Origin of the sequence: Aquirufa echingensis (assembly GCF_042714525.1) — a bacterium.
Classification (GTDB): domain Bacteria; phylum Bacteroidota; class Bacteroidia; order Cytophagales; family Spirosomataceae; genus Aquirufa; species Aquirufa echingensis.
Genome location: NZ_JBBKYA010000004.1, coordinates 105,504 through 124,718 on the forward strand (window position 1 = coordinate 105,504; position 19,215 = coordinate 124,718).

Annotated in this window: 26 protein-coding genes and 1 tRNA gene; 16 read left to right on the top strand and 11 right to left on the bottom strand. The window is 40.6% G+C overall.

Going from position 1 to position 19,215, the window contains the following annotated elements; genetic code table 11:
* Position 1: 1 nt before the first annotated feature.
* The 4 genes from SKC38_RS08410 to SKC38_RS08425 are packed head-to-tail and all read right to left on the bottom strand — an operon-like array spanning position 2 to position 1,980.
* Positions 2–445, bottom strand: a complete 444-nt coding sequence (locus SKC38_RS08410; protein WP_377976691.1) for a cytochrome c maturation protein CcmE domain-containing protein — start codon at positions 443–445, stop codon at positions 2–4.
* Positions 442–648, bottom strand: coding sequence for a CcmD family protein (locus SKC38_RS08415; protein ID WP_377976692.1), 207 nt, complete (start codon positions 646–648; stop codon positions 442–444). Before SKC38_RS08415 ends, SKC38_RS08410 begins: the two co-directional genes overlap by 4 nt.
* 1 nt (position 649) lies before the next feature.
* Positions 650–1,324 (bottom strand): cytochrome c biogenesis protein CcsA, encoded by a 675-nt coding sequence (ccsA, locus tag SKC38_RS08420; RefSeq protein ID WP_377976693.1) that lies wholly within the window; start codon positions 1,322–1,324, stop codon positions 650–652.
* Positions 1,312–1,980, bottom strand: a complete 669-nt coding sequence (locus SKC38_RS08425; RefSeq protein ID WP_377976694.1) for a heme exporter protein CcmB — start codon at positions 1,978–1,980, stop codon at positions 1,312–1,314. The genes ccsA and SKC38_RS08425 overlap by 13 nt, the downstream gene beginning before the upstream one ends.
* 180 nt (positions 1,981–2,160) lie before the next feature.
* Between SKC38_RS08425 and SKC38_RS08430 the strand changes: the two genes are divergently transcribed.
* Positions 2,161–2,388, top strand: a complete 228-nt coding sequence (locus SKC38_RS08430; RefSeq protein ID WP_377976695.1) for a FeoA family protein — start codon at positions 2,161–2,163, stop codon at positions 2,386–2,388.
* 3 nt (positions 2,389–2,391) lie between these two features.
* On the top strand, positions 2,392–4,518 hold the full coding sequence (gene feoB / locus SKC38_RS08435) for a ferrous iron transport protein B (RefSeq protein ID WP_377976696.1): 2,127 nt from the start codon (positions 2,392–2,394) through the stop codon (positions 4,516–4,518).
* Here feoB and SKC38_RS08440 read toward each other — a convergent pair.
* Together SKC38_RS08440 and SKC38_RS08445 are read right to left on the bottom strand one after the other, a co-directional pair.
* Positions 4,515–4,964 carry a PaaI family thioesterase gene (locus SKC38_RS08440; protein WP_377976697.1) on the bottom strand — a complete coding sequence of 150 codons (450 nt, stop codon included), beginning with the start codon at positions 4,962–4,964 and terminating at the stop codon, positions 4,515–4,517. The genes feoB and SKC38_RS08440 overlap by 4 nt on opposite strands.
* 23 nt (positions 4,965–4,987) lie before the next feature.
* Entirely contained in the window at positions 4,988–5,407 is a 420-nt protein-coding gene (locus tag SKC38_RS08445; RefSeq protein WP_377976698.1) for a DUF2147 domain-containing protein, read from the bottom strand.
* 155 nt (positions 5,408–5,562) lie between these two features.
* Between SKC38_RS08445 and SKC38_RS08450 the strand changes: the two genes are divergently transcribed.
* From SKC38_RS08450 to SKC38_RS08460, 3 genes are read left to right on the top strand one after another with little or no spacing between them, the layout of a single operon-like run.
* Positions 5,563–6,324, top strand: coding sequence for a phosphosulfolactate synthase (locus SKC38_RS08450; protein ID WP_377976699.1), 762 nt, complete (start codon positions 5,563–5,565; stop codon positions 6,322–6,324).
* A 3-nt stretch (positions 6,325–6,327) separates the two neighbouring features.
* Positions 6,328–6,966, top strand: a complete 639-nt coding sequence (locus SKC38_RS08455; RefSeq protein WP_377976700.1) for a VTT domain-containing protein — start codon at positions 6,328–6,330, stop codon at positions 6,964–6,966.
* Position 6,967: 1 nt separating this feature from the next.
* A complete protein-coding gene (locus SKC38_RS08460) occupies positions 6,968–7,714 on the top strand; it encodes a shikimate dehydrogenase family protein (RefSeq protein ID WP_377976701.1) in 747 nt (248 codons plus the stop codon).
* Position 7,715: 1 nt separating this feature from the next.
* On the opposite strand, the gene SKC38_RS08465 is transcribed toward SKC38_RS08460, so the two are convergent.
* Positions 7,716–8,219, bottom strand: coding sequence for a phosphoribosyltransferase family protein (locus SKC38_RS08465; protein ID WP_377976702.1), 504 nt, complete (start codon positions 8,217–8,219; stop codon positions 7,716–7,718).
* Between the two features lie 98 nt (positions 8,220–8,317).
* Between SKC38_RS08465 and SKC38_RS08470 the strand changes: the two genes are divergently transcribed.
* Both SKC38_RS08470 and ruvX read left to right on the top strand, forming a co-directional pair.
* Complete coding sequence (locus tag SKC38_RS08470) at positions 8,318–8,866, top strand: YcxB family protein (protein ID WP_377976703.1); 549 nt, start codon at positions 8,318–8,320, stop codon at positions 8,864–8,866.
* A 1-nt stretch (position 8,867) separates the two neighbouring features.
* Entirely contained in the window at positions 8,868–9,281 is a 414-nt protein-coding gene (gene ruvX, locus SKC38_RS08475) for a Holliday junction resolvase RuvX (protein ID WP_377976704.1), read from the top strand.
* A 38-nt stretch (positions 9,282–9,319) separates the two neighbouring features.
* Here the strand turns inward: ruvX and SKC38_RS08480 are convergent, their stop codons facing one another.
* Positions 9,320–10,147, bottom strand: coding sequence for a phytanoyl-CoA dioxygenase family protein (locus SKC38_RS08480; RefSeq protein WP_377976705.1), 828 nt, complete (start codon positions 10,145–10,147; stop codon positions 9,320–9,322).
* A gap of 190 nt (positions 10,148–10,337) precedes the next feature.
* Between SKC38_RS08480 and SKC38_RS08485 the strand changes: the two genes are divergently transcribed.
* The 5 genes from SKC38_RS08485 to SKC38_RS08505 are packed head-to-tail and all read left to right on the top strand — an operon-like array spanning position 10,338 to position 14,921.
* Positions 10,338–11,177 carry a hypothetical protein gene (locus tag SKC38_RS08485; RefSeq protein ID WP_377976706.1) on the top strand — a complete coding sequence of 280 codons (840 nt, stop codon included), beginning with the start codon at positions 10,338–10,340 and terminating at the stop codon, positions 11,175–11,177.
* A gap of 36 nt (positions 11,178–11,213) precedes the next feature.
* A complete protein-coding gene (locus SKC38_RS08490) occupies positions 11,214–11,951 on the top strand; it encodes a transporter (protein ID WP_377976707.1) in 738 nt (245 codons plus the stop codon).
* Positions 11,952–11,987: 36 nt separating this feature from the next.
* Positions 11,988–13,391 (top strand): BatD family protein, encoded by a 1,404-nt coding sequence (locus tag SKC38_RS08495; protein ID WP_377976708.1) that lies wholly within the window; start codon positions 11,988–11,990, stop codon positions 13,389–13,391.
* Positions 13,392–13,395: 4 nt separating this feature from the next.
* On the top strand, positions 13,396–14,481 hold the full coding sequence (gene aroC, locus SKC38_RS08500; RefSeq protein ID WP_377976709.1) for a chorismate synthase: 1,086 nt from the start codon (positions 13,396–13,398) through the stop codon (positions 14,479–14,481).
* Positions 14,481–14,921 (top strand): nucleoside deaminase, encoded by a 441-nt coding sequence (locus tag SKC38_RS08505; protein WP_377976710.1) that lies wholly within the window; start codon positions 14,481–14,483, stop codon positions 14,919–14,921. The genes aroC and SKC38_RS08505 overlap by 1 nt, the downstream gene beginning before the upstream one ends.
* A 26-nt stretch (positions 14,922–14,947) precedes the next feature.
* Here SKC38_RS08505 and SKC38_RS08510 read toward each other — a convergent pair whose 3' ends face one another.
* The 3 genes from SKC38_RS08510 to SKC38_RS08520 all read right to left on the bottom strand — a co-directional run bounded on the left by SKC38_RS08510 (position 14,948) and on the right by SKC38_RS08520 (position 16,545).
* A complete protein-coding gene (locus tag SKC38_RS08510; RefSeq protein ID WP_377976711.1) occupies positions 14,948–15,406 on the bottom strand; it encodes a cysteine peptidase family C39 domain-containing protein in 459 nt (152 codons plus the stop codon).
* 11 nt (positions 15,407–15,417) lie between these two features.
* Entirely contained in the window at positions 15,418–16,344 is a 927-nt protein-coding gene (locus SKC38_RS08515) for a hypothetical protein (protein ID WP_377976712.1), read from the bottom strand.
* A 66-nt stretch (positions 16,345–16,410) separates the two neighbouring features.
* A complete protein-coding gene (locus SKC38_RS08520; protein WP_377976713.1) occupies positions 16,411–16,545 on the bottom strand; it encodes a hypothetical protein in 135 nt (44 codons plus the stop codon).
* Between the two features lie 551 nt (positions 16,546–17,096).
* Here SKC38_RS08520 and SKC38_RS08525 point away from each other — a divergent pair.
* The 4 genes from SKC38_RS08525 to SKC38_RS08540 all read left to right on the top strand — a co-directional run bounded on the left by SKC38_RS08525 (position 17,097) and on the right by SKC38_RS08540 (position 19,196).
* A complete protein-coding gene (locus SKC38_RS08525) occupies positions 17,097–17,708 on the top strand; it encodes a superoxide dismutase (RefSeq protein ID WP_377976714.1) in 612 nt (203 codons plus the stop codon).
* A gap of 91 nt (positions 17,709–17,799) precedes the next feature.
* Positions 17,800–17,873: transfer RNA gene (locus SKC38_RS08530), tRNA-His, on the top strand.
* A 54-nt stretch (positions 17,874–17,927) separates the two neighbouring features.
* Entirely contained in the window at positions 17,928–18,545 is a 618-nt protein-coding gene (locus tag SKC38_RS08535; protein ID WP_377976715.1) for an NYN domain-containing protein, read from the top strand.
* Between the two features lie 12 nt (positions 18,546–18,557).
* Positions 18,558–19,196 (top strand): carotenoid biosynthesis protein, encoded by a 639-nt coding sequence (locus SKC38_RS08540; RefSeq protein WP_377976716.1) that lies wholly within the window; start codon positions 18,558–18,560, stop codon positions 19,194–19,196.
* Positions 19,197–19,215: the final 19 nt, after the last annotated feature.

The window sequence follows — 19,215 nt, forward strand, 5'->3', positions numbered from 1 at the left end:
TTTATTTTTTGGCTTCAAATGAAGCGCTAGAGTCGGCAGATATTTTTCCTTCTTGGTATTTAGAAGGGCATTTAAGCAATATTTTATCGCAATAGAAAATCTTATCAGGCTTCATGCTGCCCACTAAGACGATCTTTTCCGATTTTTCGAAATCTTGAGGTTTGGGTGCTGCGTAAACCACTTGGTTTTCGCGACCCAGACTATCCTCGACAATAAATTCTAGTCGGTTGGCATCCAAAGCTGGATTGAAAATCATCCCAACAATTTTTCCCGAAGCATCTTTTTTCAGTTTCCCTACAACGTGAACTTTTTGGCTGGGATCTTGTTGGCTGATGCGTTCTGCCTCATCAAATCCCACATAAGTACTTGCGTCTCCGGTCGTAATCAAGATGATTCCGATGGCGATGGCTATCAAAATAAGGCCTACGATATGTGTCTTTTTCATTTGATGCGTTTTTCTAAGTCGGTGATTTTACGATCTAAACGGAATAAGTAAATGAATATACCTGTTAAAATGATTGCTACGATGGCAATTACGACATAGATTTTACCGTCGGCACGAAATTGATCGGCCATTTCTACTGGCGCTTGAGCTTGTCCTGCAAAAGAAATAAGTGCCATGATAAAGCTGAAAATGTATTTTTTCATGTTAGTTGTTTTCTTCGATTTGTTGGTCCAATTGTTTGATTCGAATGCGCAAACCTGCGATCCAAAAGCCTAGTAGTGTCCATCCGATGATGGCAGGGTAGAATACCATACGCATGCGATTGTCGAGGTCCATGGAGTTAAATCCTGGATTTCCACCATTTCCGGGGTGTAAGGAATCGGTCATGCGAGGAAGAATCCAAATCAAGACCATAAACACGACAAAGGCAAAAATGTTGTACACCGAAGACACTCGGGCTTTTTGTTGTTCTTCAGGAAGTGAAGAGCGGACTAAAAGATAGGCTAGGTATATCAAAAGTCCCACGGCAACGGAATTCAATTTGGGGTCATTTGTCCACCAATCTCCCCAGGTGAATTTGGCCCAAAAGCTACCAGTGACTAAGCCCATTAAGGCAAATACCAAGCCTGTTTCGACATAAGAATAGGATTTTAAATCCGCTTGCACATCTCCTGATCGCAGGTATTTGATGGAATGGTATACAGATGTTCCCAATAGAAAAATCATGCTAAACCACATGGTCACATGGAAATACAAGTTTCGAACCGTCTCGTTCAAAATGGGCTGCCGGGGAACTTTCCCATCAAACCCTGCATATATCGTATAGTAAAGCAAAATCATGCAGAGGATTTTGCCATAGTGCTTTTTTAATGTTTCCATATAAACGGGAATAGTATTCCAGATAAGACAATGACGATGGTATCAAGCGAACTCAAAATGGCAATTTCATCCCAGTTTTCCTGAATGGATATGCCGTCCATGGCGCTCTTGGCCAATTTTAATATCAATAATAACAAAGGAATGATGATCGGAAAACTTAACACCGCCATGAGTGTGGCCGAGTTTTCTCCTTGCGCCGCGATGCCAGCCATTAAAGATAATGTAGAGGCAAATCCGATGCCTCCCAGCACAATAGCCAAAAGGTACAAGGGAATATTTCCTACGGGATTTCCCATTACCCAAGAGTAAAAAAAGAAGCCCACGAAGGAGATTCCAATCATGACCAAAGAATTGTAGATGATTTTCGAATATATAATCGCTTCCGGACTCACGAGCGTATAGTAAAACAAGTTACGCTGTGTGGATTCTTGGGTAAAGCTTTTACCGATCGCGTTGATGGCAATAAACAACATGATGATCCAGAACAAGGTGTTCCAAGTAATTGGATTAATTGCTTGTTGTTTGGCTTTAAATGAAAGGTAGCAAACGAAGATGGTTGAGGCTAAATACAAGAGTAATCCGTGCAGCGCATAACGTTGCCTCCACTCAAGATGTAGCTCCTTTTTAACCAACACGTGTATTTCATTCAGGATCATGCCTCGATTTCCTTAAAGGACCTGCAATTTACAATAGAAAATTTGCTTTAAAGTATATTCCCTTCAGTATTTTAGCTATTTCAAATCAATTGCACCAAAACTGTATCATATCATTTTTTAGGTCGGAAATACTTAGTACATTTGTCCTAATTTTGAACAATTCTAAATAAGTAAAACTAGATGTCGGGTACTTTAGCGGATTTAAAGGTGGGCGAGCAGGCGGAGATCATTGGTTTTACAGATGAGTTGCTTTCGTTGAAATTATTGGAAATGGGTTGCTTACCCGGAACCGTAATCGAGTTGACACATCAGGCGCCTTTTGGTGATCCGATTGCCATCAAAGTTTCGGGTTATACGCTGAGTATGCGAAAAGAGGAAGCAGCAACCATTCAAGTTAAAACCAAATAAATTTTGTCCAAACTACCTAAAATAGCTTTAATCGGGAATCCGAATGCGGGAAAGTCGTCGCTGTTCAATAGCCTTACGGGCTTGAATCAGAAGACCGGTAATTTTCCAGGTGTTACGATGGACAAATTGACGGGTATCTGGGAACTTGAGCCCAATCGCAAGGTAGAGGTGCTTGATTTACCAGGTATTTACAGTATTTATCCCAAATCCATCGATGAGGAATTGGTGATCAATATTTTAGGGAATCCCTCCCATGCGGATTATCCCGACATGGCGATTGTGGTCGCTGACGCTTCTAATTTAAAGCGGAATTTATTATTGTTTTCCCAGGTTCGTGATTTAGGTATCCCAACCGTTTTGGCATTGAATATGGTTGACGTGGCCGAAAACCAAGGCTATGTCATCAATTCCATTAAGTTGGCTCGTGAGCTCAACATCGAAGTTGCGGAAATCAACGCTAAAAAAGGAATCGGAGTAAATGGATTGCGTTTGGCGGTCGAGAAGACCTTGAAAAATCGCTATGCATCCAATGACGCATTGCCTTTGCCTGTGGGGGATGAATTATTAGCGGATATTACGGCTGAATACGGCGAGGCCGATCCTTACCGTTCCTTGTTGTGGTTGATGGAACATGATCGCATGAAGATGTTCTCAGAAGAGCAGCGAATTGGTTTCGATCGTTTGCAAGAGAAACATCGTTTCGATGCTAAATCATACAAAACTTCTGAGACGGTTAAGCGTTATGAGGCATTGTCTGAAATCGTTGAACGCTGCGTGATTAATTTGAATCGCCAATGGGACGCTCCTCCGGTCAAAACCATGACTGACCGATTGGACAAGTTCTTTTTACATCCCGTGGGGGGCTATTTGATTTTCTTGGGAATTTTGTTCTTGATGTTTCAAGCCGTATTCACTTGGGCGGCCTATCCGATGGATGCGATTGATGGGGGAGTTGCCCAACTGAATGATTATTTGAAAGAAATATTACCTGAGTCAGCCTTAACAGGTTTACTTACCGACGGCCTTATTGCCGGTATCGGTGGGGTTTTGATATTTGTACCCCAAATTGCCTTCTTGTTTTTCTTTATATCCATGTTGGAAGAGACAGGTTACATGTCTCGCGTGATGTTCATTATGGATAAATTGATGCGTCGATTTGGTTTGAATGGGAAATCCGTGGTTCCTTTAATGTCGGGGGTAGCTTGTGCAGTTCCTGCTATCATGAGTACCCGTTCCATTGGTTCTTGGAAAGATCGTTTGATTACGATTATGGTGACGCCTTTGATGTCGTGTTCTGCGCGATTGCCTATTTACACGGTGTTAATTGCCTTGGTTGTTCCGGAAAAAAGCACCCTGTTTGGCATGTTTAATCTGCAAGGTCTGGCCTTGTTTGGTTTGTATTTATTAGGCTTCTTCATGGCAATTTTGTCGGCTTGGGTCATGAAACAGCTTTTGCAGGTTAAGGAAAAAAGCTATTTCATTATGGAATTGCCAACTTACAAGGGGCCTCGATTTAAGCACATGGCCTTGTCAATTTACAACTCGGTGAAGGCATTCGTTTTTGAAGCAGGTAAAATCATCGTAGCAATTTCGATTGTTTTGTGGGTGTTAGCGAGTTATGGTCCGGGAGATAGTTTGTCGACTGTCGAGCAATCGGTCCGCCAAGCGAATCCTACATTAAGTGCTCCTGAATTAGCCAATAAAGTTGCTGCAGAGAAATTAGAGCAGTCTTACGCGGGCCATTTTGGCCATTTTATTGAGCCGGTTATTAAGCCGCTGGGCTACGATTGGAAGATTGGAATTGCCTTGATTACGTCTTTTGCTGCACGTGAGGTGTTTGTAGGAACGATGTCAACCATCTACAGTTTAGGCGGCGAAGTGGATGATGAAAATGCAACCATCAAAAATCGGATGCGTGCAGAAATTAATCCGGAAACCGGCAAGCCGCTTTATGATGCAGCTTTAGGTTTCTCTCTATTGATCTTTTATGCTTTTGCGATGCAATGTATGAGTACGTTAGCAACGACCTATCGCGAGACAAAATCCTGGAAATATCCAGCCATTCAATTTTTGTACATGACGACTTTAGCGTACTTATCTGCTTTTGTCGTTTACCAATTGTTGGTCTAAAACTGAACAGGGATGGACGTGGCGGCTAAATTGCTCGTGCTTTTTGCTAATAATTTACCTTCCGCATTATAAAGTTTGGCCTCTACATTGGCAATCTTTTTTCCTACGCGAAAGACTTCGGAAATAGCAGTAACTTTTTCGCCGGCTTTTGCTCCAAATAGAAAATCAACATGCAAATTGATGGTCACGTACAAGTGATCAATTTCCACAGTAATGAGGGTCATGCCCATGATTTCATCTAAAATGGTGGTAATAATCCCCCCATGCATGACTTGTGCATGATTACACTGATCCTCGCGAACCGTAAATTCAGCCGTTATTGAGCCTGCGGATGCCTTGATAAGCGTGCCGTCAAGCCATGTTGTAATTGGATTTGGATTGCCATCTGCAATTTTCTTATTGAGATTTGCGTTGAGGTAGGCAATTATTTTTTCGTTTGGTTTCATGTGTCTACTTAGGCGAATGGGGATTAATTTCGGGACCAGGTGGAAGTTCTGCCAAACATGGCCATGCCCACAAATCCGCGAATATCCAATTTTTGATTATTGTCTTTTACCTTTAAAATGCAATCATATGTTTTGCCGGAATGTGGGTCGTAAATCGTTCCATTTTCCCAGCTTCCTCCCTTGAAAACAAATTCTTTCAGGATGACCGATCCTACTAATTCTCTGTTGCGCAAGCGGGTATCAGGGTTATTAACATCTTTTTTGCCGGGTGTTTTTCCCCAAGTAATTTTGCCATAATAACGATCTCCTTGTTTGAAAATCACTATTTTGCCGTCTTTGGGTTCGGAAATCCATTCTCCTAGGATAACATCCGCATTCGAATTAGCGAGTAAGTTGCTTTGGGCTAGCAACATGTAAAATAGAAAAGCAATTGTTTTTTTCATCTTAGTTAAAATTAGAGTGAACAAATATAGGATGATTTTGGGATTTGTCTAATCAAAATCGATCAACATAGTGTTTGCCTCAGTCAGATGTTATGCTTATTTTTGCAGGATATTACCTGTTGAAATTTAATTTCATAACAAGCCCGATTGAACGTATGAATTACAATTTGAATCAAATACCTGATAGAACAACCAAACCGAGACAAAAAGGTTTGACGATGGTCATGGATAAAGGATTAAGTCTACGTCAAGTAGAAGATTTTTTAGAAATGGGTGCAGGTTATACAGATATCGTAAAATTAGGTTGGGCTACATCCTATGTTACGCCTAATTTAAAAGAGAAGTTAGCGCTTTACAAAGCAGCAGGTATTCCTGTTTATTTTGGGGGAACCTTGTTTGAAGCGTTTTACATCCGTGGTCAATTTGACGAATATCGTCGTGTTTTAGATCAATACGGCATGGAATATGCGGAGATTTCAGATGGTTCTGTTGAAATGGAATCTGAGGTTAAATGTGAATTTATTCGTACCCTTTCCCAACAAGTAACCGTTTTGTCTGAAGTGGGTTCGAAAGATGAAGCCAAAATTATTCCTCCTTACAAATGGATTAAACTAATGCGCATGGAGCTTGAAGCTGGTGCGTGGAAAGTGATTGGTGAGGCGAGAGAAGGTGGAAACGTGGGTTTATTTAGAGCATCTGGTGAGGTTCGCCAAGGCTTAGTCGAGGAGATTTTAACTGAAATTCCGGAAGAAAAAATTATCTGGGAGGCGCCACAAAAATCCCAACAAGTTTGGTTTGTGAAATTAGTGGGTGCCAATGTCAATGTAGGAAATATCGCCCCGAACGAGGTGATTTCATTAGAGACAATTCGCTTAGGTTTACGTGGCGATACATTTGATCACTTCTTAGATAAATAACGGATGCTTCATTTTATTCTTGATCTGCTCAAAGATCCATTGACTTTTTTAAGCGAGTTTATTGCGGCCAATGGGTCTCTCACTTACGCTTTATTATTCGCCATTATTTTTGTCGAAACGGGCTTCGTGATTATGCCTTTATTGCCAGGCGATTCGTTGTTATTCTCCGTAGGTTTATTGGCAGCTGCGAGTGGTCAACTTAGTTTATCTACCGTTATTCCTTTGATGATTGTTGCCGCTTTGTTGGGTGACCAATTGAATTATTACATCGGTCGGAACTTCAGTGAGTGGGTTAAGAGCCGAGAAAAAATCTTGTTTTTGAAGCGCGAACATATCGAGAAAACAGAAGCTTTCTATGCAGAATATGGTTCTAAAATGGTGATTCTTGCTCGATTTGTTCCAATTGTTCGTACGGTTGCCCCTTTTGTCGCTGGCGCCGGTCGAATGTCATATCCTGTGTATTTATTTTACGGTGTCGTAGGAGCTTGCCTTTGGGTGATCAGCATAACTTTGGCAGGTTATTTCTTAGGGGATAATGCATGGATAAAGGACAATTTTGAGAAAGTTGTATTGGGGATTGTCGGAGTTTCGGTATTGCCAATTATCATCGGAGTGCTAAAGCAACAATTTTCAAAGAAATAAGATGAATTCCTTATTTGGATTGATCGGTTACCCCCTAGGGCATTCCTTTTCAAAGCGCTATTTTACGGAAAAGTTTGAGCAATTAGGTTTGCAAGATTCGCATGCTTATACACAATTTGAAATTCCGTCGATTGATGAATTTCCTGCGCTGTTAGCAACACCTGACATCAAAGGGTTCAATGTAACCATTCCATACAAGCAACAAATCATTCCATTTTTGGATGAAATTGATTCGGCTGCTGCACGGATTGGTGCGGTCAATACGATCAAGATTTTGCCCGACGGACGAACTCGTGGCTACAATAGCGATTATTTTGGTTTTCAAGGAACATTAAAAGCGTGGTCGGCTTTTGCAGATTTCAAATCGCGTAAGGCTTTGGTTTTAGGTCAAGGTGGTGCTGCGAAAGCGGTTATTGCTGCGATTGAAGATTTGGGGATACCTGTAATCAAAGTATCCCGCCAGGCAGCTGAAGGCATCGTCTCTTATAATGAATTACCTGCCTTGATGGAATCGATTGGGCTTATTGTGAATACGACTCCGCTAGGGATGCATCCGAATGAAACAGCTTGTCCGCCTATTCCTTATGAATTATTGACGGGCCAACATTACTTATATGACATTGTCTATAATCCCTTGGAAACTACTTTTTTAAAAGAGGGTTTGGCGCATGGCGCTGGGGGGATTCACACGGGAATTGAGATGCTTTATGGACAAGCGGATAAGGCTTGGGAGATTTGGCAATCTTAGGTTATTTCAAATATACACCGCGTTTTACATCATCGGTAACAATCACCTCCACATGTTCAGCGATTGTCGTTGAAAGTTCATAGCCTTTGTAATCTGCGGCAATTGGGAACTTCCGGTAATTACGGTCAATTAAAACAGCAACTTGTAATTTTTTAACGGGAATCGTTAAAAAGGGTGCAAGGCTATATGAAAATGTACGTCCTGTGTTTAATACATCGTCCACTACTACAATGACCTTGTGTTCAAATGTTTTCATGTCGGCAGAAAACTGAACCGGACTTTCGTAGGGAACTTCCTTGTTGAGTTTAATTTCAACTGGAACTGCGTGAATCGTTGAAATTTCCGCCAAATGTTTGCTAAGCATGTCGGCTAAGGCAAAACCTTGCCCATGAATACCCGCAATGATGATCTCTTGTTCTTCAAAGTTGTTTTCAAAAATTTGAAAAGCAATCCGTCTGATTTTCTGTAGGAGAGCGGGTCCGTCTAAAACTTGTTTTGCCGACATATTCTTTCGCTTATTGTCTAAATTAGCCGATTAAAATTACCCAAAATTATCCAATTTTTGTACCTTTGGCCTTTATTTAGCGTTTAAAATAATTACCTATGGCGAAGAATTACGGAGCACAACAACGTGCCCAAATGCAAGCACCTTCCAATCCTTTAGCGATAAAAACGAAGAAATACGGCTTAGAAAAGAATAAATACATCGCCATGTGCATGCGTCAATTATTCGCTAATCAATGGAAATGGGCATTTTTGCCTTTGGCTTTAGTCGGACTAAATATCTTTTTAAACTTGTCTGGAACTTACAAGAATTACTGGATTTACATCTTTTTAGCAATCGGTGTGATCGGATATATCTTGTTCTGGTTAATTCAGTTTACTGGAATTACGCAATTAGCGCAATACAAGCAGTTGTTCGATAAATACCGCTACGAAATTGATAGTCGGCAGATATTCATGAAAATTTCCGACAAAGAAGGTGGGATGATCAAATGGGATATGATTTTGTCAGCCTATAAGGATAAAGAAGCCTACGTATTAGAAATGGGTAAATACCAATTCATTTACTTGCCATTAGCCATTTTCAATAATGACAATGATCGCAAGTTGATGGATAAAATCATGCGTGACAAAGGATTGATCAACTAATATGGGAAGACTGCTAGCCATTGACTTTGGATTAAAGCGTACGGGTTTAGCGGTGACGGATTCCTTGCAGATTATTGCAACGGGATTGGAAACAGTTCCGACACATACATTGTTGGACTATCTTCAAGTCTATTTTGCCAAAGAAGCTGTTGACAAAGTGATCATCGGCATGCCAAAAAACTTAGATAGTTCCGATACGGATTCCACACATGGGGTTCGGGTGCTGATTAAGCATTTCAAAAAGAAGTTTCCCGCCATGCCCATTATAGAGCATGACGAACGATTTACCTCACAAATGGCGATGCAAGCCATGATTTCTGGAGGGATGTCGAAAAAAGACCGAAGGGAAAAGGGTACTGTGGATCGCATATCTGCGACGATTATCTTACAATCCTATATGGAATCGCAAGCATAAAAAAAAGGCCATCTGTCAGTTGACAAATGGCCTTTTTTTTATTTCGTAACCACCTTCGCAAATCGGTGGTAGAATGGAGTTTTGCTACTTGCTGATTTCGGCTTGTATTTCCCTGTGATAATCGGAACATACATCACTCGGCGCCTAGATTTTTCACCAAAATTAGGGGATACCTCAACGCGATGCCATAAGCGGCCATCGTGAATTGTTAAGTCTCCACGGTCGATTTCAAAAGCTGCTTCGCGCGGGTCCGGTTTGTGGTCGATGAATTGTTTTTTGCCGAATAACAATTTCAAAATACTCTGATTTTGTGTGCCTGGCAATACGCGTAACCCGCCGTTTGAAGAAGGGCATTTATCTAAATGAATGCCTACGTTCAACATAGGAAGGATTTTTTGCCCTAAAAACAAATCGCGCGGGGAATCCGTATGCCATCCCATTTGGGTGAATTTGGAGTTCGGTTGGTTTACGTAATGGTTAAAAACGAGGCCATCTTTTTCGTCAGCACCGATGCGTCCGTCATAGGGCCCTAGTAATTCTAATAATAATTCGAAGCGGGGATCTTTCAGAAATTCGGCTAAAACTTCGCTGTATTTGTTGGTGAAACACATGCGTTGGATCATGTCTTTTCCATCTGGATCTTTCCCGAATTTCAAGGGGATGCCATTGATTTTCTCAACCCCTTCTGCTAACCAATTAGCCTCAATTTTAGCTAACTCAGCGATGAAAAGCTCAGCAGTTTCATTTGAGATGAAGTTTTTAAATTGAATAACACCATACTTCTGGAAGTATTCTTTTTGTTCCTCTGTCAAGGCTTCGCCAAGCGTAAAGGTTTTATATTCAAATTTGGGTGTTGCTTTTCTCATGTTGATCAAGGCCTTGATGGCTTATGTTTCAATGGTATTCAATACTTAATGGCAATAATTGGACATGCAATTTACGCCAATGTTATTGAAATATTTCCAAATGCTTTTAAAATTCTGACCAAAATCAGCATTTTATCAGTTTAATCCCTAAAAATATTTGCAATTTTACTTTTTCAAAATTCTCTAACGAATGTCTAAGTTTTATATTCTACTTTTTAGTTGTTTTTCATTCTTTGCGCAAGCGCAACACGAAGGTCGGAAGGGTTCATTTTACGCATTTTGGGGCTATAATCGGTCCGATTATCCCACCTCTGATATTCATTTTACGGGTTCTGGATATGATTTCACATTGGATAATGTCGTGGCGGCTGATGCACCCACGCCCTTCGATGGTTTTACAACTTATTTTAATCCGAATCTGTTTTCAATCCCGCAGTTTAATCTGCACGCGGGCTATTTCATTAAAGACAATTTATCGATCAGCTTAGGTTGGGATCACATGAAATATGTGATGGTTCCCGATCAAGCTTCTCATATCACGGGGAACATTAGTGCACAAGTGTCGAATCCGGCTTTTGCCATTAACCCAATATATGTAGGCACCTACAACAATACGCCTTTTACTGTCGCATCCAAGGATTTTCTTCAATACGAACATACGGATGGATTTAATTATGCCTCTGTGGAATTAGAACACTATACGCCTTTGTGGAACCCAGGCATCGGAAAATTGGAATTGGAGTGGATGAATGGCGTGGGGCTTGGACTTGTTGTACCTAGGTCGGATGTACGTTTGTTCACCTTAGGTCGTAATAATTATTGGAATTTAGCTGGGGCAGGAGCGTCAGTAAAAACGGGCTTGCGTTTGAATCTGACCAGGCTATTGTTCTTCGAAACTACGGTAAAAGGCGGATATACGAATTTGTGGGATGTGCATACAACTGGCCAAAGTGGCGACCATGCTGAACAAAGTATTTGGTTTGGGGAGATATATGGGGCTCTCGGTTTTTCTTTTGGTCGCAAAAAATAAATTTTAGATTAGACTAAAAATTGATATCTTCGTGGCATGCGCTACAGACTTATCTTCTTATTGTTGTTGTTGTTGTTTGGGTTGGAGCTTAGGGCCCAACAAAGCGGTCGGATCGAAACGGATCGACCGGATCAAACCGAATGTCCATTCATCGTAAAGAAAGGTTATTTTCAGGCAGAGATTGGCTTTAATCGGGCTGTGGAGGCCGGAGCCGTTCAATATCTCTTACCTACGAGTTTATTGAAAATTGGCATTCATCCGCTCGTCGAATTGCGTTACACATTTTTGCAAGAACCTGTCAATGGCTTTTCGACAGAATCTTTTGGATTTAAGTCGCATTTATTTCAAGAAAAAGGATTCATTCCCCGTTCTGCCATCATTGTTCAATATCATTTAAATCAAGATCGCCGAGATCAATCAGAACTTAATCCATTGCCACATTCTGTTGGGGAAACCATTTTGACTTTTCAGAACTCCTTAGGAGGGCCTTGGGGTATAGGTTATAATTTTGGAGCAGAATATCATTCAGATGGAGCTGTCGAAGGAATTTATCGAATTGCACCTAACGTGAATATCGGGAAACGAGGATATGCTTATGCAGAGGTTTTTGGCCGATTTCCAGAGACACAATTTACGGATACCTGGATTGATGGCGGTCTGGCCTATTATGTGACTGAACACGTGAAGGCCGACGTATCTGCAGGAAAGAGTCTTCGCACGGGTGATGCTTGGTATGTTGCCTTAGGGATTTCTTTTCGAATGCGACTTTGGTGATTGTGCTTGAAACCGATAATTGTGTAAATTGCGGGGATGCGGTATATTTTATACTTTTTAGCGTTTTTATTCGCCGGGCTTTTCATGCCTTCAACGAAACTATTGGGGCAGTCCAAAGAAAACATTGTCGTTCAAACAGGTGCGAAATCCATTTCCACGACAGATCAATTTAGTCTTCAATTTTCCATTGCAGCTTCTGAACAATTGCCGAATTACCGATTCCCTGAAATTAATGGATTTCGAAAATTGGGGGTCAGTAGGAGCAAAGCCTCTAATTTCGAAAATGAGCAAGTCGTGCAGACCTTGACGTTTACCCAATATTACCAGCCCAACGGTCCCGGAAATGTACTCGTCCCTTTACTTGAAGTAGAGGTAAATAAGCAGGTTTTTAAAATTGAGCCTTTTGTGGTTCAAGTAGTTCCCGGTGTAGAGAAGTCGGAGGAAGTACCTAATGAAATTCAAGTTCCGGCGACGGTGGATCTTACGAACAACAAGCCCTTTTTTCTTGTGCGTTCGGATGTGGCAAAGCCCTTTGTTGGTCAGGCATTCACCCTAACGATGTCATTGTACGTGCCTTCAAACAATACGATGGACCTGAGTTTTGACCGAAATGATATCCAGATTCCTGCGTTGATTCAGCAAATTAGGCCACATAATTGTTGGGAAGAAAATTTTAATTTACAGACAGAACGAGTATTGCATGTGACTTTTCGCGGAAAAAAATACACCGAATATCGTTTTTTTCAAGCGACTTATTTCCCATTAGATGTACATGCCATTCGCATTCCACCCGTTCAATTACGGGTATTACAAAAAGGGAAGGCCAAAGAAAAGTTGCCATTGTTGTTAAGTTCACCTGCTGTAAACATTCAACCAAAAGCGATGCCCAAGCATGCACTTTCCGGAAAAGTGCCTGTGGGCCGATTCACCTTGGTTGAAGAGATGGATCATGATGTCGCTCAAACAGGCGATCGAATTACCTATCGATACCATGTATTAGGGGATGGCAATAGTATTTTGTGGGATAATAAAGCGGTTGAGTCGGATTATTTTCTGAGCTTTAATTTATTGTCCACAGAGCGAAGCGTGTTCCCTTACCGGGACCAAATGTTTGGGAATAAATCTGATATCGTTCGTATTATTCCGGAGCAAGCGGGTAAATTTGCGCTGGAGAATTACTTCCATTGGATTTATTTCAATGTGGATAAAGCCCGGTTTGATACCTTGCGGTCAAAATTGGTCTTGATAGTTAAAGGTCAGCCGCGGGATCGAAAATTAGATACTTCTTTGGAAAAAGGGGGGATTTATGAGTCGATTGAACAGCAAGACAGTTTAGAAGTAAAATGGAATCGCTGGGTCAACTGGCGACAATTGGTTAATTTTGTATTGATTATCATGTTTGGATTCATTGCCTTCTTATTTTGGAAGGCTTCAAAATAGGTTTATGAGTAGTATATACGGTAAGATTTTTCAAATAAGTACGTTCGGTGAGTCGCATGGTGCCGCTGTAGGTGTCGTGATTCAGGGGTGTCCAGCTGGAGTAAATTTTGATTTGGAATTTATTCAGTCGGAACTTGATCGCAGAAAACCGGGTCAATCACGTATCACCACGCAGCGTAAAGAGGCGGATTCGGTGGAAGTGGTTTCCGGAGTTTTTGAGGGAAAGACCACGGGTACACCCATCGCGATGTTGGTATGGAACGGAGACCAGCGCTCGAAAGATTATTCGCATATCGCGGATCAGTTTCGCCCGTCGCATGCCGACTACACCTATTTTGCGAAATATGGACTTCGTGATTACCGTGGAGGTGGACGATCATCCGCACGTGAAACGGTTGCCCGTGTCGCAGCGGGGGCTTTAGCCAAATTGGTTTTGAATCAATTGGGTGTAAAAATCACAGCCTATGTATCACAAGTGGGTACTTTGAAATTGGAAACTCCTGTAGAGGCTTTGGACTTAAGCTTAACTGAATCAAATGCGGTTCGTTGTCCTGATCCAATTTTGGCAGAAAAGATGTTTACCTACATTGATGAAATTCGTAAGGAAGGTGATTCCGTGGGAGGGGTTGTTTCCGCATACATCACGGGTTGTCCAGTGGGATTAGGCGAACCTGTATTTGATAAATTGCATGCAGAACTAGGAAAGGCCATGTTGAGTATTAATGCTGTGAAAGGCTTTGAATATGGAAGTGGATTTGCTGGCGTTGCATTGCGTGGTTCTCAACATAATGATTTGTTTGAAAAGCGTCCGGATGGAAGTTTAAAAACCTTGACAAATCATTCGGGCGGAATTCAAGGGGGTATTTCCAACGGAGAACCTATTTATTTCCGTGTGGGATTTAAGCCCGTTGCTACCATCATGCAAGATCAAACGAGTTTGAATGAGAAGGGCGAGCAGATTACAGTTTCGGGAAAAGGACGTCATGACCCATGTGTTGTGCCGCGTGCTGTTCCGATTGTAGAAGCTATGGCAGCCATTGTGCTTTTGGATTTTTATTTGCGTAATCGCGTGATTCAAATGCCTGCCTAATGGTCTTGAATGAGGATGCATATTACATGGGATTAGCGCTCCGACAAGCCGAGCAGGCACTGGAGGAAGATGAAATTCCGGTAGGTGCGGTGGTTGTTTGCCAGGGCAAAATAGTTGCCAAAGCGTTCAATCAAACGGAGATACTGACCGATGTGACTGCACATGCAGAAATGTTGGCGATTACTTCCGCTGCACAGACGATTGGTGGTAAATACTTGAAAGATTGCACCTTGTATGTGACATTAGAGCCTTGTTTGATGTGTGCGGGGGCGTTATATTGGTCCCAATTGGGCCGATTGGTTTTTGGAGCCTCAGAAGAAAAGCGAGGTTTTCGTGCCTTGGGTACGAATGTATTGCACCCTAAAACAGATATTTTAGGGGGTATTTTAGCTGAGGAATCGGAGGCTTTGTTAAAAGAATTTTTTTCACGTAAACGGTAATAAAATAGTTTAATGATTCGCCGCGATTAATATCTAACTTTTTTAAAATTTAGATTGGGGGAAAAAAGTACGACGACCTTTGATTTCCAAACCGATAACAAATGTTCTTCATTCCAAAACTCAAATCCATTTGCAGGGTCAAAAATTTTATAGAATTTTTCATTTTTCGATTCACAACAAACAATATAATGATTTAGAGATTGTTTGTTAACCACGAGTAATATACATGGAAAATTAACTTCTTTTTTGAAGTCTCTTAGCTCTTCAATCAGGAAAGCTTCTGCTTCCAATCCCCCTTGATTCGCGGCTTGTTTTATGCCTTGTATACTTGTCCCGTGTTGGCTTGTACCACACCTCTTCAAAAGTGCTTCATAGCTGCAATCACCTTGATGAAAGCGGATAATTGACAAAAGACATGCGACACCGCAATCGTAGTTTCCTTTTTGCTTTACGAAGGCTTTATATTGGTCAATTTGGGGATTCATCTAATCTAAACTTAATTAGCTTGGTGGCAAATCGTATATAAATCGTATCTAATAGAATCAAATACTGTTTTTGAAAGTGGGGAGTTGTCAAAATGAGCAATTGACTGGAATTTTCCCAATTCTTTTGTTTGGCCTAAATCTATTTGTTGCCATTCTGTTTTAAAATCAATCGACTTCAATTGGTAGAATTGCTTGTTTTTACTAAATAGTAAATGGCAGTGCTCGCTATTGATTTGATATTTATCAAGCGCTTTAAAATTATTTATCAAACTAACAGTGGTGTTTTTTTTACTTTTTGTGAGATGAATATCTATGCTTTCAAAGGCTAAATCTCGTTTGTTGATTTTAAGCGTTCCAAAATAGTAAAACCTTTTGGCATCTTCAGTCTCCAGTTCTTCTATGTTTTTTAAATTAAGGATTTGTTCTTGTGATTGGAATACGGGATTATTTGGAAAGAAAATTAGTTCGACAAATTCATCATTCTCCACGATGGCTTTGAATTGATATCCTCTTGATTTGATAACTGATTTAACTTCTTTCAATTCAAGTTTATTTAGGAAATTCATAGGGTTTAGCGTAAGATTTTCTTTTTTCGATTCCCGCTTATTCTGGGTATACTTATTTTGCTTAGCTAGCATGATATAATTAAGATTTTGGTAATCGTTAAAGTTTACCAAAATTCGTCCTCGCAGTTCAAACTGGGATTTCTCATTTCTGGTTAAAACGGAGAAGCCTGTAAATTCTTGAGAGAAATCATGTGATGTTATCCGACGGAAATTGGTATAACAATCTTTCACTAATTTCGAATAACCTATTCTTTTTCCTTTTACAATAACCTCAGGTAAACTGTCAGATCGAATAGAATTGGCTTGAGTGGTTTTTACTTGACATAGGCACAAGATAATAATGCCGAATATAATATATGGGTTCTTTTTCATTGCGAGGTAAATAATGCCCCTTCTCATTTATAAATAGAAGAAGGGGCGGTGGAACGTAATTAGCATTTATTCAAACCACCAATGCCATTTATCGCCTTTGCGACTGGCAGTATGGTCTAAGATTTCCCATCCAAAAATCTTCACAGTAAAGTCCCATCCACCGAATAGGTGAACACATTCTTTTTCATTCAACTTTTTCATATTTATTAGTAGTTAGTATTGGCTTACAAAATTGTAAGTTATTCCAAATGTAAAAGGATACGATGAACTTATAGTTCAGTTCTTTATTTTGCAAATATGATCAACAACTTGATTTCCTAAACCCCATTTCAATCTTGCCTTCGTATAAGTATACATAACTTCTAATTTTAGAATCATAAGCTATAGGGAAATGCAAGTCTTTAACTAATTCTTCTCTTAATTTGTACCAAGCTCTTTCAGTTATATGAAGTTTCTTGGCTAGTTCTTTTGGTGGCCCAGTAGCTTTTAATGAAATTAAATGATCTAAGTAATTTAAACGTTGCTGTATTTTCCAGAGCATTTTGAGCGTAGTTTTAGTGGTTATTTTTTTAAAATAAGGTTCGAAATATTTGAAACATCACACGTATATTTCAGTAAGTATAGCTAACTTCGAGTTCGAATTTAAACCCTATTTTTATAAGTTAACTGATAAAATGAGGTTCGGAATTCCGAACTAAAATCAACCATTTGCTTTCCAAGATTCACTATTCACCATTTAAAATTTTAAAAAAATGTCATTTACATTAGCACCCTTGCCTTATGCAAACAATGCGCTAGAACCGCATTTCGATGCATTAACCATGGAGATTCACCATGATCGTCATCACAATGCCTATGTGACGAATTTGAACGCAGCTGTGGCTGGAACGGAATTAGAAGGAAAGTCTTTGGAGGAATTGTTTTCAACAATTTCAACCTTGTCTCCAGCTGTAAGAAATAACGGCGGTGGACATTACAACCACGATTTGTTTTGGAATATTTTATCTCCAAACGGTGGAGGTTCTCCGGTTGGTACTTTGGCAAAGGCGATTGATGCAAAATTTGGATCATTTGACGCGTTCAAAGAAGAGTTTAAAAAAGCAGGTCTTACCCGTTTCGGCTCAGGATGGGCGTGGTTAGTTGCTCAAAAAGATGGTTCAATCGCTGTTTCTTCTACACCCAACCAAGACAATCCTTTGATGGATGTGGCTGATGTAAAAGGTTTTCCAGTAATTGGATTAGACGTTTGGGAGCATGCATATTACTTGAAGTTCCAAAATAAGCGCCCAGATTACATCGATGCATTCTGGAGTGTGATTGACTGGAATAAGGCTGAGGCACGTTATGTAGCTGCTCAGAAATAATTTATTGCGGGGGATTTGAAAAAATCTCCCGCTTTTTTTGTGTTAAGGTTTGCAATATTGCAAGCTTTCCGTATTTTTGCAGTCCTAAATGGCGGTTGTAGCTCAGTTGGTTAGAGTAGGCGTTTGTGGTGCGCTTGGTCGTGGGTTCGAGTCCCATCATCCGCCCGTTTCATTTCGAAAGTCCTGGTAAAATGCCAGGACTTTTTTTTATTTTTGGTCATGAACAATTCCAAGCAGCGTGTGATCGCTTACATCGATGGCTCTAATCTATACTTTGGTATGGTTGACGCTGGGTTGAAATTTTGTAAATGGTTGGATGTTAAAAAGCTCATGGTAAGCTTTTTAGATCCGAATCAGGAATTGGTTGCCGTGAAGTTCTTCACATCTCGACTTACACATAATGAAGAGAAAGAAGCACGTCAGTCGACATATTTGTCGGCCCTTGACCTAACAGGTGTCGATTTAATCTTTGGTTCTTACCATAATAAAACGATTGAATGTTACCATTGTAATCATACTTGGATTACGCCTACCGAGAAAATGACCGATGTGAATCTTGCCACGCATCTCCTCATGGATGCTCATTTGGATGCATATGATGTGGCTTTTGTCGTGACAGGGGATACCGATTTTACCCCATGTGTCGAGGCGGTCAATGAAAGCTTTGCGGAAAAATCCGTTGTGATGTTATTCCCACCTTTTCGCGAGAATGATACCCTAGAAGAAGAGGCACGATCGAGCCAGTTGATTACGAAAGAAAAATTAATTGAATGCCAATTACCCATGCAGATGATCGGGAATGATGGTATTGAATTACATAAACCTGCGGGTTGGTAAATTAAACGAAATATGAATCCACAATTTTTGAAGCGTTTTTTAATTGTATTGTATGCGGCGGGTCTTTTTGGGATGCATATTCCAGAAACAGCAGCATTATTTACTTCGTTGGTTCCATTGACGCTTTGGTTTACAGCGTTTATCTGTGTGATTTATTATCCTAATCCGAGCAGAAATGCGTACATCATGTTGTTTGCGCTAGCTTTTGTAGGCTGGATGCTTGAAGTAGTGGGTGTGAAGACGGGTCAAATTTTTGGTTCCTATGCTTATGGGAAGACGCTTGGTTTTCAGCTGATGCATGTGCCTATCACGATTGGGTTAAATTGGGTTGTTTTATTGATTGCTACGAATGCTGTCGTTGCAGAATGGAATATTTCGGGGCGTATCGGACAGGCAGCCTTGGGCGCTGGTTTGATGACTGCCTTGGATTTGTTGATTGAGCCTGTAGCGATGCATTACGATTTCTGGCAATGGGCAGGTAATTCGGTGCCTGCGCAGAATTTTGGTGCTTGGTGGTTGGTAAGTTTCTTTTTTCACTGGGTTTATAATACCTCGGGATTGTCGACAAAATCAAGTTTATTCCGACTGATTGCGGTCTTGCAATTTTGTTTCTTTTTGGGTCATTGGATTTTAATCCAAATCTTTTCTTAAACATTTTCCTCCAAGATTC